This is a genomic window from Anaerocolumna aminovalerica (genome assembly GCF_900115365.1).
In the GTDB taxonomy this organism is placed as follows: domain Bacteria; phylum Bacillota; class Clostridia; order Lachnospirales; family Lachnospiraceae; genus Anaerocolumna; species Anaerocolumna aminovalerica.
Map to the genome: position 1 here is coordinate 13,327 of NZ_FOWD01000007.1, position 14,249 is coordinate 27,575.

The following is a 14,249-nucleotide window of genomic DNA, read 5'->3' on the forward strand; positions in this document are numbered from 1 at the left end:
TTAAAAGATTAGATTCACCTAAAATGAAATATACTCTGGATTGTTTAGATAGAAGAATTACTAAATTGGCAATGTATAAATTTAGTCGATTCAGAAGAAGAAGAAAACGGAGTAGAACAATGGTTCTGCATTCTGAAAATGAGAGAATTATTGTTGTTTGCTCATTGGAAATATGAATATTTAATTTGAATGATAAGAAAGGAGAATTTCAAGTACGGTTTTGTGAGAAGTTTGAGGTGAAAGCCTTCTTTCCAATTTAACTGAGAGGTCGGTAGGAAAAAATCACCTGCCGACCTCTTGATATTACTATTTAATACATTAATATAATCATATTTTTACGTTTACTATTTATATGCAATGTGCCTAACATATAATGTACTTATAATAATTAATTAATGACCAGTACTATAAGTATAAAATGTGCCACTCATAGAAATAGGTTTTCTAAAGTAAACAGTTGTTCCTGCTGTAGTAGTAACGCTATAACCGATACTTTTTAAAAATTCAACAGAATATCCTACTTCAACAGATGTATCAAGTTTTCCAGTAGTAACACCAGAACCCCAAAAACTTACTTCTGCTGTTGGAAATACGTTATTTGGTACTACCCAGTAAGAAACAGCATTTTCTAATGTTGAATCACAAGTAGATGAAATATATATATTAGTTCCTAGAACTTGATTTATTTGCGTGTACATTCCAGAATCAGACATGTACACTGTGCAATCTAAATAAATAGTTACTGGACCATCATTACGTTGTCTTCGAATGTTATAAATATAATTGCCACTACCAGATGGACTGTTTACTGAATTGATTAAATTATTTTTGCTTTGATTTTTTTCGGTAATTACTTCTAGAATCCTACCCGTTTCCTTATCTCTAATAGTGACAATAACTATTCCTTCATTTTTTTGAGATAAATCTCTAGAAATACTTATATCACTTTTATCATAATCTGAAGTTTCTAAAACGGTGTCCCCTAGTACAATTTCTGTAGATTCTTTAGTGCTCGCATTTGCTGTAATACTAGTACCAGGCATAAGTAATAATGAGAATGCCATTAATAAACATAATATACTTTTCTTTTTCATTTGAATTACCCCTTTTAATTTATTTTTATAATTGGCCAACTATATATTTACATATTAGCATAATTATGGTAATATGTAAATATAAATTTCCAAAAAAAAGAATTATATTTAAAGGGAGAACAAAGAGAAATGAAAAAAAAGAGACTAATATTAATATTCGGATTAATGATTACAATGTTGCTTGTAATTTTCCTAATTTACAATAGAAGCACTAATGTAAATCCTTTAAAAGATGAGAATGTTTTAAATATAAAGGTAATAAACATATCTAATCCATCTGAAGGTTATTCTTGTTCTGTAACGAAACAAGAAGATATTAATATACTATTTAAACTACTAAAATCAATAAAGTTAAATAGACAAGAGTATATTAATTTAGATGGAGTAGATTACATTATTTATATTAAACCACATAATGAAGAGGCATTTGCAATCAGTTTATTTTCAGATAATATTAGAATCAATAATCAAAATTATAAGTCAAACAAAGATTATTCTGATGATATAAAGAAAGTTTTTGACGATCTATCTAATAAATATCCCAAAGAGGAAATTTATAATAGTGGTATGTAGAAATATTTTAAATTATAAAATTATACTAAACTGTCATTATGAGTTATTAAGACGAAGAATCTCATGAAATGGAAATCTTCTGGCTCTTTGTCAAGTAATGGGGTAGGATTCTTTGAATCCCGCTCCATTACTGCATTTAAGGTCATTTTTATGTTTACCTCTATCATTCCTACCTCTTCATTTTCATTTTTTCGTATTAAACTTAAAGAGGAGCTAGTAAGAATTATATGGATGAAAAAAACTACCCTGCCCAACCTTTTCGTAGAGCACTTTCAAAATGCTTCTACAGAAACAACATCGGTAGACTAATTTTGACAGCCGCACGGATAGCCTTTATGGGCTTGTGTGATTTAGCATTCTCCTATTTACTCTGCTTATTATCAATGTAGCTGTTTATTGTGGGTGATACCATTCAAAAGAGAGGACTGTGGAGGTGTTACTATTAACCGAATTAGCTTATCAAAGCGAGTCAAAATCTATACATTGTTTTAATGGGCATGTTACTCATAATAGTGGGTATTATAAATAGGGTGAAATCGCACACTGTCTATTCGTTTAACAAAACATCATTAACTTTGGAACAGGCACAAGAAGAGTGTCCTAATTTGATATTTACAGATAATGAACAACTTATTGCCGAAGAATTAATGAATATGCCGGAGGTTCAAACAGCATTGTCTGCTGGAACCGATGTTGTCCTGGACAAATCCTTGGCCCTGAAACTTTGCAATAGAAGGATTCCAGACTTTAAAGTATACGATTTTTTTGTATTAGGAATTAATGTTGTCTTTGATGGTGATTTTTCCAACAATAATTTTAACGTTTAATGGAAATGATTTTATCAGAAAGACAATATCTCATGAAGATCAAAAATATTTTATGAAAACCTTAATAATGAAGAAATTAAAAAGAGTACGAAAAATTTGAATATTATTAAACCAATCTTTGGGTAATGATTGAAATTATCTTAGTATAAAATAATAATCACAAATATCAAATAGATAAATACATACATGAAACTACTGACTTCAGGTTCATTTTAAGGCCTGGTTGGTAGTTTTTTTGTATGATAAATACAAAATTAATGTCAATAATTTAAATGAATATTGATAATTATTATATGAAAGAACATTTAGGATATGGAATAACTTCTTCTTTATAAAGCGTTCTACTGGTATTTATATAAAAAATATATTATAATCGTATTTAGGCTTAGGCTTGTACATAGGGAATTGACATGAATTTGGGAATGCCACAAATTTCCCTTAATATTAAAATAATTTGGAAAGAATGGTGGATATTATGAAAAAGGTTATAACTTACGGAACCTATGATTTATTACATGTAGGACATATAAATCTATTAAGAAGAGCAAGAGAATTAGGAGATTATTTAATTGTTGTATTATCAACGGACGAATTTAATGCTATTAAGCATAAGACAGCCTATCATTGCTATGAAGACAGAAAGGTTATTTTAGAAGCCATTAAATATGTAGATGAAGTACTTCCGGAATACAACTGGGAACAAAAAGTAAAAGATGTTGTAGATAATCAAGTAGATATTTTCGTTATGGGTGATGACTGGAAAGGTGAGTTTGACTTCTTAAAAGATTACTGTGAAGTTGTATATTTACCTAGAACAGAAGGCATTTCTACTACAAAAATTAAAACTGATTTAAAATTAAGCAGCCCAAACAAATAGCATGATTACATTTGTTATAGATTAAAAGAATAAGAAACTTCATTTATATAAAAGGAAATGTACTAAATGAGAACTAAAAAGGTTGAAAGAAAATAAGTATAAAATATCACATCATAATTCTTTCAACCCTATTTATTTGGTATATCACATCTGCAAGGAGATAGGATATACAATGGGTGTAAATATGAATATGAAAAAGTTAATTACCACACTAAAAAATAGTGTAAAAAAGGTAATAAAGAATGTAATTGTTAAACTATATCATTTAGAAATTAAAATCCTTCCGCTGCAAAAGGACATGATAGTATTTGAAAGTAATATGGGACGAAATTACACCGGTAATCCCAGGTGTATATATGAAGAAATGGTTCGGCAGGGTTTGGATAAAAAATTCCGCTGTTATTATTTACTGGATGATGTAAATATACAGATTCAGGGAAATGCAAAGAAGATAAGACGTTCCAGACTTTGTTACTACTTTATAATGGCCAAAGCAGGAATTATAGTATGTGATTCCAGACAGCCTGAATATATCAGGAAGAAAAAAGGAGCTTGTTTTATACAAACCTGGCATGGAACACCTCTGAAAAAACTGGCTTTGGATATGGATTCTGTTTCAATGGATGGGGAAACGGACCTTGAAAAATATAAAAAGACATTTTATCAAGACTCCAGAGCCTGGGATTATCTTATTTCTCAAAACCGTTATTCTACTGATATATTCAGAAGAGCTTTTGCTTTTGATAAAAAGGTTTTAGAAATTGGATATCCGAGAAATGATATTCTGTTTTCAGGTAATAATCCGGAATATATAGAGAACTTAAAGAAAGAAATGGGGCTGCCTTTGGATAAAAAGGTGCTTTTGTATGCACCTACCTGGAGGGATAACCAGTTTTACAACAAAGGTGCTTACAAATTCGCCAGTACCCTTGACTTTGATTTATTACAGGAAAAGCTAGGTAAAGATTACGTATGTATTGTAAAATATCATTACCTTGTAAAAGATCAATTAGACTGGTCCAAATATAAAGGTTTTGTATATCAATTTGATATGTGCGAGGATATTGCTCAGTTGTATTTAGCAGCAGATATGATGATAACCGATTATTCCTCCGTTATGTTTGACTATAGCATATTAAAAAGGCCAATGCTGTTTTTTGCCTATGATTTAGAGGATTATAAGGATAACCTGCGGGGCTTTTACTTTGACTTTATGGAAGAAGCACCGGGACCTGTCACCCGTACAACAGCAGAGTTGATAAAAGCAATACAGCAATATAATCCGAAAGATCATGAAGAAAAATATAAGGCATTTCATCAAAAGTACAATCATGCAGATGACGGAAATGCCTCCAAAAAAATGGTACAATTAATTGAAGAACTTTTAGTAAGGGGAGGAAAATAATGATCAATAACTGGAAAAGTGCAGCGAAAATAAAAGTAAAGGGCGTATATCACAATCTTCAATCTGTGGTTGAGAAACGTCAGGTAAAGGAAAGATTAGATCCCTATGATGCCTCGGTAATTGTTAATAGAAAACCTGCTAAGATACAAAAGATCACTTTCGTTATAGAGAGAATGGCAAAATACAGTGGGGGACAAACCTCCATACTACGCCTGGGTACTGAATTATCAAAATTAGGTTATGACGTAGGTTATGCGGTTTATAAGCCACAGACTAAATCTGATATGGAAGAATGTGCTTCTTCTAACCTAAGTAACTACAGAGGGACCATGTATACCAATAAATATTTGGGAAAATTAAGTTCCGATATTGTAATTGCCAGTTCATGGGATACCGTATCCGTTGTAAAGAAAATGAAAGGGTACAAAATGTATTTTCTTCAGGATTATGAACCATATTTTTATTCCTTTGGTGAATTGTTCCTTATGGCTAATAAAACCTATGAACAAGGTCTTCATATGGTGAGCCTTGGAAGATGGAACAAAGAAATGGTTGAGAAAAACTGTAAGGTGGTTTCACCTATTGACGTTATAGAATTCCCCTATGAGAGTAAAGAGTACCCTCACTTTAAACGTGATTACAGTGCTTATGGAAAGAAAAAAGATTTTATTATAGCGGTGTATCTAAAATATTATGGTAAAAGGCTACCAACTATTATACAGTATTTATTAAAGCATGTGAAAGAAGAATTTGCTAAAGAGGGAATTAATCTTCATATTAAATACTATGGAGAAGATAAAAGTTTTCACTGCGAAGCCGGTACCAATCTGGGAATGCTGAGTAAGAAACAGCTATTGTCTCTTTACCGAAAGGCGGATTTTGGTATGGTAGCTTCTATGAGCAATGTATCTTTAGTGCCCTATGAAATGCTTGCAACTGGGCTTCCTCTCATAGAATTTGAAGATGGAACATTCCCATACTTTTTCCCGGAGAATAGTGCCATACTAACATCATTGTCTTATGAGGATTTGTACCGTAAGATTAAAAATGTCATTGGACAGCCTCAGATGTTGCAAGATATGCATGATATTTCACAAGCTTATTTGGAAACCTTAAGTTGGGAAAAAACCGGTAAACAATTTTCCGAAATATTAGAAACCCTTTTATAATTACAAGGAGTTGTAATGAGAACCTTAATAAAAAAAATGTTGCCGGGCTGGTTACTTTCTATATTAAAACAAGTTCGGTATGTATGGATTGTTTGCTTATTTCACATCTTTCATTTACTGCCTGTTAATAAAAGTAAAGTAGTTGTATGTAATGTGTGGGGGTTTGGAGATAACGCAAAGTATGTAACTGAGGAACTGTTAAACCGTAAAATAGAAATAGAAGAAAAAGACAATAGAGAGAGTCCTTTTTCTATTTATTTTATTACGAATAATCCAAAGTCCGCCTATGCACCGGAGGGAATAAAAGTATTAAAGACCAACTCAGTAAGGGCAATCTTTGCATTGGCCACAGGTAAAGTATGGGTAGATAATAACCGGAAGGAAAGCTACATAAGAAAAAGAAAAGGTCAATACTACATTCAAACCTGGCATGGAGGCATTGCTCTCAAAAAAATTGAAAAAGATTATGAGGAACAATTAGGAGCAAAATATGTAGCCAATGCCAAACGTGATTCAGAAATGGCTGATTTGTATGTATCCAATAGCAGCTTTTGTACTAATATGTATCGAAACAGCTTTTGGTATGATGGGGAAATATTAGAATGCGGCAGTCCAAGAAATGATATATTAATACAGCCTAATCCTGCCTTAATGCGAGAGGTAAGAAACAGGTTGGATATTGATCAAAACGTACACATTGCCCTCTATGCTCCAACCTACCGGGAAGGTAATAATACAAAACCATACCAACTGGATTTTCATAAGCTGTTACATGTATTAGAAGATAAATTCAGCGGAAACTGGATTATAGCTGTCAGACTTCATCCATTAGTATCTGAACAAAGCAGCTTTATCACCTATGACAGTCAAATCATCAATGCTTCCCATTATAGGGATATTTATGAACTAATGGCAGCGGCAGATTTACTGATAACAGATTATTCTAACATTATGTTTGAATTTTCTTTCATGAAAAGGCCGGTATTGTTATATGCATTAGATGAAGGAGAATACACGAAAGACAGAGGATTTTATTTTGAATATACAGATCTTCCGTTCTTGAAAGGGAATACGGAGAAGGAGTTGTTTAGTCGTATTACAAACTATAATCCGGAAGAAGATCAAGAAAGAGTACAAAGGTTTTTAGATACATTAACCATATATGAAACAGGTAACGCATCAAAACAAGTGGTAGACAGGATATTAGATGTTATAGACATCTAAGAAAGGAATAGATATGATAGTACTTCCCCTTTGCATTGCTTTAGCTCCCCGCATTGTCTGATTGGGCGGAATTTGCGTGGAGCGGTAAGAAAACCGCCCTATTCGGACTTTGCATAACTTAAAAATATTAAAATAGTTAAGGAGCAAAGTCATGAATAAAAAAAATAAATTATATGAATTAAAAAGCTTTTTAATTTTATGGGCAGGTCAGTCTATTTCCGCTTTAGGAAGTGAAATGACGAAATATGCACTAATTGTGTGGGCTTATACACAGCAAGGTACGGTATCAAGTATCACTTGGCTGGCAGTGTGCAGCTATCTGCCCTCTATAGTGTTTTGTTTTGCTGCAGGTACACTAGCCGATAAATGGGATAAGAAGAAAGTGATGCTTGTCAGCGATTCTATTGCAGCACTTGGAACTATGGCAGTACTCTATTTGTACGCCACCAAAAGCCTGCAATTATGGCATTTGTATATCATAAATATTATAATTAGTTTTATGCATGCATTTCAAAATCCAGCTTCCTACGTTGCAGTATCCCTGATTGCACCCAAAGATCAATATACCAGGGTAAGCGGATTGCAGGCTTTCTCTAATTCACTTGTAACTATAGTAACCCCGGCCCTTGCAACTACAATGCTTTCCTTTTTTGGTTTAGAAGCTGTTTTTATATTTGATTTAGCTACTTTTGTAATTGCATTTAGTACATTATTGCTGTTTATTAAGATACCTAAGATAAACTATGTGGATAAAAAGGAAAAATTCATAATAAGTTGTGGACAGGGAATTAGATTTCTTAAAGAACATAAAGCTTTATGGAAAATTATTTTGTTTTTCTCCTTCATTAATCTTCTGGCATCTATATCCGGTAACAGTATCATGCCGGCATTAATACTTGCAAGAACGAACAATAATAAGACAATTTTGGGAATGGTTTCTTCTGCAATTGGTATAGGAACGCTACTGGGTAGTATTTTGGTTACGGTTATGAAACCAGCTACACATAAAACGAAAGTAATATTTCTATCCTGTGCCATATCATTTTTATTATGTGATATACTTTGGGCTACGGGACAAATTGCACCTATATGGATATTCGCTGCTTTTTCAGGCAATTTACCATTACCTTTTCTAAATGCAAATCTTACTACCATTATGCGGACAAAAGTACCTATTGAAATGCAGGGAAGAGTATTTGCAGCCCGGGATACTTTTCAGTTCATTACTATACCTATTGGACTGGCTTTGGGCGGAATACTGGCAGACTATATATTTGAACCTTTTATGCTAACAGCCTCTCCAGTTCAGCATGTACTTTCATTAATAGTAGGAACAGGTAAAGGCTCGGGAATGGCAGTAATCTTTTTAATAACAGGAATAATAGGGTTTATAGTTAATATGGTTAGTTTAAAAGATTCGGCTTATAAGGATTTAGACTACTAATTATATGAAGTTATGTTTAATGTAATATAAATATTTTTATAATAGATTGTGTGATTTTGGAGGAGATAGATGGTAAAACTTACAATCATAGAAAGCAAATGCAGATGTGGATATTTTAAGCCTGGGGATCAATTTATTGTTGAAGATTTATGTCCGCCAATTTGTCATGAGTTATGGAATTCTATTTATCCATTTGTCTATGCCCTTCAAAATGGAGCAGTTTTAGATTATGGAAATGGAAAGGCGCCGATGTTTGATATGAAGTGTCCTGACAGAGGAAAGGTACATATTCATGGAGAAAAAGTGGATTGAATTATTTTATATAAATAATGAGAATTTATTACATAATACTCTTTCTGCTGAAGATTCAGCTTTTTCACGACATAATAAATTAAAGATATGTACTAAATAAGGTTAAAAACTATAAGAGGGAGTGTAGAATATCTGCAATATTCTACACTCCCTCTTATAGTTTAACATTTTAAAAATGCATATTAATTATACTAGATTAAGCGTTTTTATTTCTGAGGTACAATACCTTTTATAAAATCACTATATTCCTGAACGGTGGAAGATGGTACATAATCCTGATCATCAAATAAAAACTTATGAAGTTCCGTTACATTTGCAGACAGATCCACAGGAAAAACATAGGATATCTTTTTATAGTAATCGGCTATCTTTTCAAAAGGAAAACCTGCCTGATCCACTATATTATAAGAGAATATATCCTTAGCCAGATCTAACATATCAAGAGAGTCAAGATTAGTATAAATCTGTGGGAACATCTCGTTAACGATGGAATTAATAGTTAATACATCACAGGTCTTAGCCTTTTCAAATATCTTATTAATTACAATACGCTGTCTCTCGGCACGTTTAAAGTCGCCGCCTTTGGTGTAACGTATTCTGGCATATGCAGTAGCATGAGTGCCGTTTACCACCTGGGTTCCTGCTGATTTTAATTTACCTACATTGGTTCCGTTAATTTCATTTAACTCTTTCGTGTAACCATTCACATACTTTAGTTCTTCTTTTGTAATATCCAGTTCTATTCCACCTAATAAATCAATTACTTTACATACGGCATCAAAGTTTACCGTTACATATTCCTTTACATCAAGGTCAAAATTCTTATTGATGGTGCTAAGTGCTAAAGGATATCCGCCTCTAAAATAAGCAGCATTGATTTTATCATAGCCCCGCTCCGGAATATCTACATATGTATCGCGATAAATAGAAAGCAATTTAACGTCTTTTGTTTTCTTGTTAATACTTGCAATTACGATAGTATCACTATGTGTACTTTTTTCAAGAGCATTGTTTCTGGAATCCACTCCGAATATGGCAATGTTTCGGTAACCGCCTATACTATCGCTGTCTATTTCATTGGAGGTGATAGAGGAATCACCGGATTTGTCAACATTGGTTTTACCGGTGAGATAAAAGAAATACACAAAACCAGCTATTAAAACCAATAATATAATATCTATAAAGAAAAATACAATTTTTAGTTTCTTATTCCTTCTTTTTTTCTTACTGCTCATATATGTCCTCTTTTCTGCATTGTATTAAAATTTTTTCTGCCATAAAACTGTCACTCTGAGCATAAATTAACAAAGTTGAAAAAATCAATAAAGTTAAAAATTTCAACTTTGTTGAAGTGGGAATCCAGACAGTTTAGTTACTAGATTCTTCAGGTGTTCAGCTTTGATGAACTTACGCTCTCAGAATGACAGTTTATGGTTTTATAATATCTTCAGTTTAATATGCATTTTTATTTATGAATCCTTTAAATATGGTTAAAAACAATATTTTATAGTCCAATCGCAGTGTCCAGTTTTCTATATAATATAAGTCGTAGTCGATACGTTTTCGGATGGAGGTATCTCCGCGATAGCCATTAATCTGAGCCCATCCTGTTAATCCCGGGCGAACCTGGTGCTTTATCATGTAACGTGGTATTTCTTCTTTGAACTTTTCAACGAAATAAGGTCGTTCCGGTCTTGGACCTACCAGACTCATTTCTCCTTTCAATACATTAAACAATTGAGGCAATTCATCTATACTTGTCCTACGTATAAATTTACCGATCTTCGTAACACGTGGATCGTTAGAGGTTGTCCAGGCTTTTTTCTCCTTCGATTCCGATTGTACTTCCATGGAACGGAATTTATACATTTTAAATTCCTTATTATGTTTTCCAATCCGAATTTGTGAGAAAATTATCGGTCCTGATGAAGTAGATTTAATTATAATTGCGACGATAATCATTGGTATGCCAAAGAGTAAAAGAGCTACAATACAGCCAAATAAATCAGTGGCACGTTTGATAAATTTATTAAATCCATTACTTAAAGGTACATTACGTATATTTATAACAGGCAGTCCGTTTAAATCTTCCGTATACGGTATAGTTGGGAAGAAGTTTTGATAGTCCGGAATAAATTTTGAGTGAACACCGGATTTTTCACATAAAGCAACAATTCGTCCCAGTTTAGAATATTCATCCAAGCTGAGTGTAATTGCTATTTCATCCAGATGGTTTTGAGGTAAAATCTCTAACAGGTCATCAATACTTCCGATTACTTTTATATTACGGTATAAGGTTCCACGCTCTTTGTTATCATCCAGTATTCCATGAATATAATAACCCCATTGTGGATTAGCTAAGATCCTATCAATATAGGCTTCTGCTGCACCGCTATAACCTACCAGCACGATATGCTTTAGGTTAATACCTTTCCTTCTTGCCATACGAATGGAGGAATTAAGAATTAAGCGGTAAGTAATACTCAATAATGCATTAATAATGAAGAAAAGGATAATTACTGCACGGGAAAGATCTTGCTTCTTAAATAAAAACAAGATTAAAGCAAAATAAGCTAAAGACAAGAGATTTGCCTTTATAATATCGTATAGATCCAACCGTTTGCTTTGAGTTAGATTGGGGTTATACAAACCACAGTAATAATAAATAATTAAGTATCCGGGTAACAGAAAAATAAGTATTTGTAAATAATCTGTTAATGGGAGATAATTGGTATGATCCAGTCTGAAGATACCCCATCTGGATAATGGACTGTCAAACCGGAGGAAGTACGCGATGATAAAAGATAGGGACAATAAAATACCATCAATAATAACTCTTAACTTATTTAATTTTTTTTGATTATTTTTTGCCATAATGTTCACCATATTCACTTATGTGATATTCCATATATTTACACCATATTTACAGTATATTTACATTGCATGGTAATACTATTATAATACATGATTCAGCTTTAATCTACAATAACAAAATTCTTAATATTTTGTGTCTATTTTATATGACCAGAAGTGTACATAGAAAATAGACAAAAAATTCACATTTAATACACAAAAGATTGATACAATAATTTTAACAAAAAAAGATTAAAGAGATTTTATTTAAAAGAAATTCTTGGAATTTAACTCTGAGAATAAAAGTTTTTTGAGAATTTATATAAATGGATCTTAATATTATTTTAGCAAAGGAGATGCATTATAATGGATGAATTTAACAAGAATCAAAATTTTAATGACGATACAAATCAACCGGATAAGAATTTGAACAATGAAACTGTAAAAGACGAATCAATAAAAATTGAAAGGGTGAATGGTGATATAATAAAGGATACAACAATAAATAATGAGAAAACCATAAACACTCCAAGTTACAGTGGTGAAGTATCTGATATGAAAGACAACGACAGCTTAAATACTGCAAATGAAAATACTGGTGCTGGTAATAAAAATCAATCCATACCATATAGTTTTTGGGCGGAGCAAATTTCATCTAATAAGAATGAACAAAAGAACACTTATGCCGGACCAACTCCAAGTGGTCAGGCAAAAGGAAGTTCAGAACAACCTAAGCACAGTAGCCAAGCTTCCTCAAATAACGGTAATGTGAAAAAGAAACCGGGATTTTTTAGGAAGGCAGCAGCAGTTATATGTGCAGCAGTTGTATTCGGTGTTGTTGCAGGAGGTACTTTCATTGGAGTCAATGAACTTTACTATAAGATAAATCCCAATGCAAAAGCCTTTTCCTTGAGTGCAGGCATTAAAGGACTTGAAAATAAATTAAATCTGGATATTCCCAAAGATTCAGACTTAAAAATACCAACCACAACTGTTTCAGAAGGTATGATTCAACAAAGAACAGATATAACAGATGTTGTAGAGTCAACCATGCCTTCCATTGTTACTATTACAGGAACATTTACAAAAACATTTGATTGGTTTGGCCAACAATATAGTGAACCAAATGAAGGCAGTGGTTCCGGTATTATTGTGGGACAAAATGATAAAGAGCTGTTAATCGCAACCAATAACCATGTGGTGGAAGGTGCAAATCCAATTAAGGTAACATTTATTGATGATACTCAGGCAGAAGCAGTAATTAAAGGAAGGGATTCCATAGCAGATTTGGCGGTAATATCCATTGATATTAGTACAATCAGCAAGGAAACTTTGGGTGCTATTAAGATTGCCAAATTAGGTGACTCCGATTCCGTTAAAGTTGGACAAATGGCTGTAGCAATTGGAAATGCATTGGGTTACGGACAATCCGTAACAGTTGGTTATATTAGTGCAAAAGACCGAGAAGTTAAGGTTGATAATAATACCATGGTTTTATTACAAACAGACGCCGCGATCAATCCCGGCAATAGCGGAGGTGCTTTGCTGAATACAAAAGGTGAAGTTATTGGAATCAATTCCGTAAAATACGCCTCCAGTGAAGTTGAAGGTATGGGTTATGCCATCCCAATATCCAGAGCGGTTCCTATTATAAGTGAACTGATGAACCGTGAAGTTATAAAAGATGAAGAAAAAGGATATCTTGGTGTATATATTGAGCCCATTACAGAAGCTGTTATGGAAGCTTATAATTGGCCCAGCGGTGTATATGTAAGGGGAGTTATTGAAGGTGGAAGTGCTGATAAGGCAGGTATCGTTATTGGTGATATAATTACCAAAGTAAACGATACAGAGGTATCTTCAACCACCCAATTACAAGAAAAGGTATCATCTTACCGCGCAGGTACTGACATAAAACTTTCCATAATGCGTATGCAGGATGGAAAGTATGTAGAAAAGGAAATTACGGTTAATTTGGTAAGTAAGCAGGTATTTGAAGAAAAATAATCATATGGACTGTTGCAAAAAGTAAGTTGCAACAGTCCTTTTCAATATAAGTTTTTCTGGAAACGTAAGTTTAATAAAAATTTAAGCATTCGTCTATTGTTTCCATATAAAGTCTACGATATAATAAAAACGTAATGAGGAAAATGCAAGCTTGCTTGTATTTTCTGAGTGGAGTGCCAAGATCATGAACATCTTTATGTTCATGATATAATAAAAACGTAATGAGGAAAATGCAAGCTTGCTTGTATTTTCTGAGTGGAGTGCCAAGATCATGAACATCTTTATGTTCATGATATAATAAAAACGTAATGAGGAAAATGCAAGCTTGTTTGTATTTTCTGAGTGGAGTGCCAAGATCATGAACATCTTTACGTTCATGATATAATAAAAACGTAATGAGGAAAATGCAAGGTTGCTTGTATTTTCCCAGTGGAGTGCCAAGATCATGAACATGCTTTGTGCTC

General features: G+C 32.9%; 13 protein-coding genes. 10 read left to right on the plus strand and 3 right to left on the minus strand.

Features of this window, described 5'->3' with window-relative positions; all coding sequences use genetic code 11:
* Positions 1-392: 392 nt before the first annotated feature.
* On the minus strand, positions 393-1,094 hold the full coding sequence (locus BM183_RS05615; protein WP_091685125.1) for a hypothetical protein: 702 nt from the start codon (positions 1,092-1,094) through the stop codon (positions 393-395).
* A gap of 129 nt (positions 1,095-1,223) precedes the next feature.
* Between BM183_RS05615 and BM183_RS05620 the strand changes: the two genes are divergently transcribed.
* The 9 genes from BM183_RS05620 to BM183_RS05655 all read left to right on the plus strand — a co-directional run bounded on the left by BM183_RS05620 (position 1,224) and on the right by BM183_RS05655 (position 8,925).
* Positions 1,224-1,667 (plus strand): hypothetical protein, encoded by a 444-nt coding sequence (locus tag BM183_RS05620; RefSeq protein ID WP_091685127.1) that lies wholly within the window; start codon positions 1,224-1,226, stop codon positions 1,665-1,667.
* A 63-nt stretch (positions 1,668-1,730) separates the two neighbouring features.
* Positions 1,731-1,976: a hypothetical protein gene (locus BM183_RS20490; protein ID WP_139221484.1), complete on the plus strand. Its 246-nt coding sequence runs from the start codon at positions 1,731-1,733 to the stop codon at positions 1,974-1,976.
* A gap of 296 nt (positions 1,977-2,272) precedes the next feature.
* Positions 2,273-2,494 carry a hypothetical protein gene (locus BM183_RS05625; protein ID WP_091685129.1) on the plus strand — a complete coding sequence of 74 codons (222 nt, stop codon included), beginning with the start codon at positions 2,273-2,275 and terminating at the stop codon, positions 2,492-2,494.
* 475 nt (positions 2,495-2,969) lie between these two features.
* Entirely contained in the window at positions 2,970-3,371 is a 402-nt protein-coding gene (tagD, locus tag BM183_RS05630) for a glycerol-3-phosphate cytidylyltransferase (RefSeq protein WP_091685131.1), read from the plus strand.
* Positions 3,372-3,543: 172 nt separating this feature from the next.
* A complete protein-coding gene (locus tag BM183_RS05635) occupies positions 3,544-4,776 on the plus strand; it encodes a CDP-glycerol glycerophosphotransferase family protein (protein WP_242960872.1) in 1,233 nt (410 codons plus the stop codon).
* Positions 4,776-5,945, plus strand: coding sequence for a glycosyltransferase family protein (locus BM183_RS05640; protein WP_091685132.1), 1,170 nt, complete (start codon positions 4,776-4,778; stop codon positions 5,943-5,945). The genes BM183_RS05635 and BM183_RS05640 overlap by 1 nt, the downstream gene beginning before the upstream one ends.
* Before the next feature lie 15 nt (positions 5,946-5,960).
* The gene (locus BM183_RS05645; protein ID WP_091685134.1) at positions 5,961-7,169 is read left to right on the plus strand and encodes a CDP-glycerol glycerophosphotransferase family protein; all 1,209 of its coding nucleotides are present in this window, start codon (positions 5,961-5,963) and stop codon (positions 7,167-7,169) included.
* 151 nt (positions 7,170-7,320) lie between these two features.
* The gene (locus BM183_RS05650; protein ID WP_091685136.1) at positions 7,321-8,613 is read left to right on the plus strand and encodes an MFS transporter; all 1,293 of its coding nucleotides are present in this window, start codon (positions 7,321-7,323) and stop codon (positions 8,611-8,613) included.
* Between the two features lie 69 nt (positions 8,614-8,682).
* Positions 8,683-8,925 (plus strand): TIGR04076 family protein, encoded by a 243-nt coding sequence (locus BM183_RS05655; protein ID WP_091685137.1) that lies wholly within the window; start codon positions 8,683-8,685, stop codon positions 8,923-8,925.
* Between the two features lie 206 nt (positions 8,926-9,131).
* Here the strand turns inward: BM183_RS05655 and BM183_RS05660 are convergent, their stop codons facing one another.
* Both BM183_RS05660 and BM183_RS05665 read right to left on the minus strand, forming a co-directional pair.
* Entirely contained in the window at positions 9,132-10,160 is a 1,029-nt protein-coding gene (locus BM183_RS05660) for an LCP family protein (RefSeq protein ID WP_091685139.1), read from the minus strand.
* A 217-nt stretch (positions 10,161-10,377) separates the two neighbouring features.
* Complete coding sequence (locus tag BM183_RS05665) at positions 10,378-11,799, minus strand: undecaprenyl-phosphate glucose phosphotransferase (RefSeq protein WP_091685141.1); 1,422 nt, start codon at positions 11,797-11,799, stop codon at positions 10,378-10,380.
* A 345-nt stretch (positions 11,800-12,144) separates the two neighbouring features.
* Between BM183_RS05665 and BM183_RS05670 the strand changes: the two genes are divergently transcribed.
* Positions 12,145-13,785, plus strand: coding sequence for a S1C family serine protease (locus BM183_RS05670; protein ID WP_091685143.1), 1,641 nt, complete (start codon positions 12,145-12,147; stop codon positions 13,783-13,785).
* Positions 13,786-14,249: the final 464 nt, after the last annotated feature.

Coding starts and splice junctions, on each gene's coding strand:
- BM183_RS05615 (WP_091685125.1), bottom strand. CDS start 1,094: ATGAAAAAGAAAAGTATATTATGTTTATTAATGGCATTCTCATTATTA.
- BM183_RS05620 (WP_091685127.1), top strand. CDS start 1,224: ATGAAAAAAAAGAGACTAATATTAATATTCGGATTAATGATTACAATG.
- BM183_RS20490 (WP_139221484.1), top strand. CDS start 1,731: ATGAAATGGAAATCTTCTGGCTCTTTGTCAAGTAATGGGGTAGGATTC.
- tagD (WP_091685131.1), top strand. CDS start 2,970: ATGAAAAAGGTTATAACTTACGGAACCTATGATTTATTACATGTAGGA.
- BM183_RS05635 (WP_242960872.1), top strand. CDS start 3,544: ATGGGTGTAAATATGAATATGAAAAAGTTAATTACCACACTAAAAAAT.
- BM183_RS05640 (WP_091685132.1), top strand. CDS start 4,776: ATGATCAATAACTGGAAAAGTGCAGCGAAAATAAAAGTAAAGGGCGTA.
- BM183_RS05645 (WP_091685134.1), top strand. CDS start 5,961: ATGAGAACCTTAATAAAAAAAATGTTGCCGGGCTGGTTACTTTCTATA.
- BM183_RS05650 (WP_091685136.1), top strand. CDS start 7,321: ATGAATAAAAAAAATAAATTATATGAATTAAAAAGCTTTTTAATTTTA.
- BM183_RS05655 (WP_091685137.1), top strand. CDS start 8,683: ATGGTAAAACTTACAATCATAGAAAGCAAATGCAGATGTGGATATTTT.
- BM183_RS05660 (WP_091685139.1), bottom strand. CDS start 10,160: ATGAGCAGTAAGAAAAAAAGAAGGAATAAGAAACTAAAAATTGTATTT.
- BM183_RS05665 (WP_091685141.1), bottom strand. CDS start 11,799: ATGGCAAAAAATAATCAAAAAAAATTAAATAAGTTAAGAGTTATTATT.
- BM183_RS05670 (WP_091685143.1), top strand. CDS start 12,145: ATGGATGAATTTAACAAGAATCAAAATTTTAATGACGATACAAATCAA.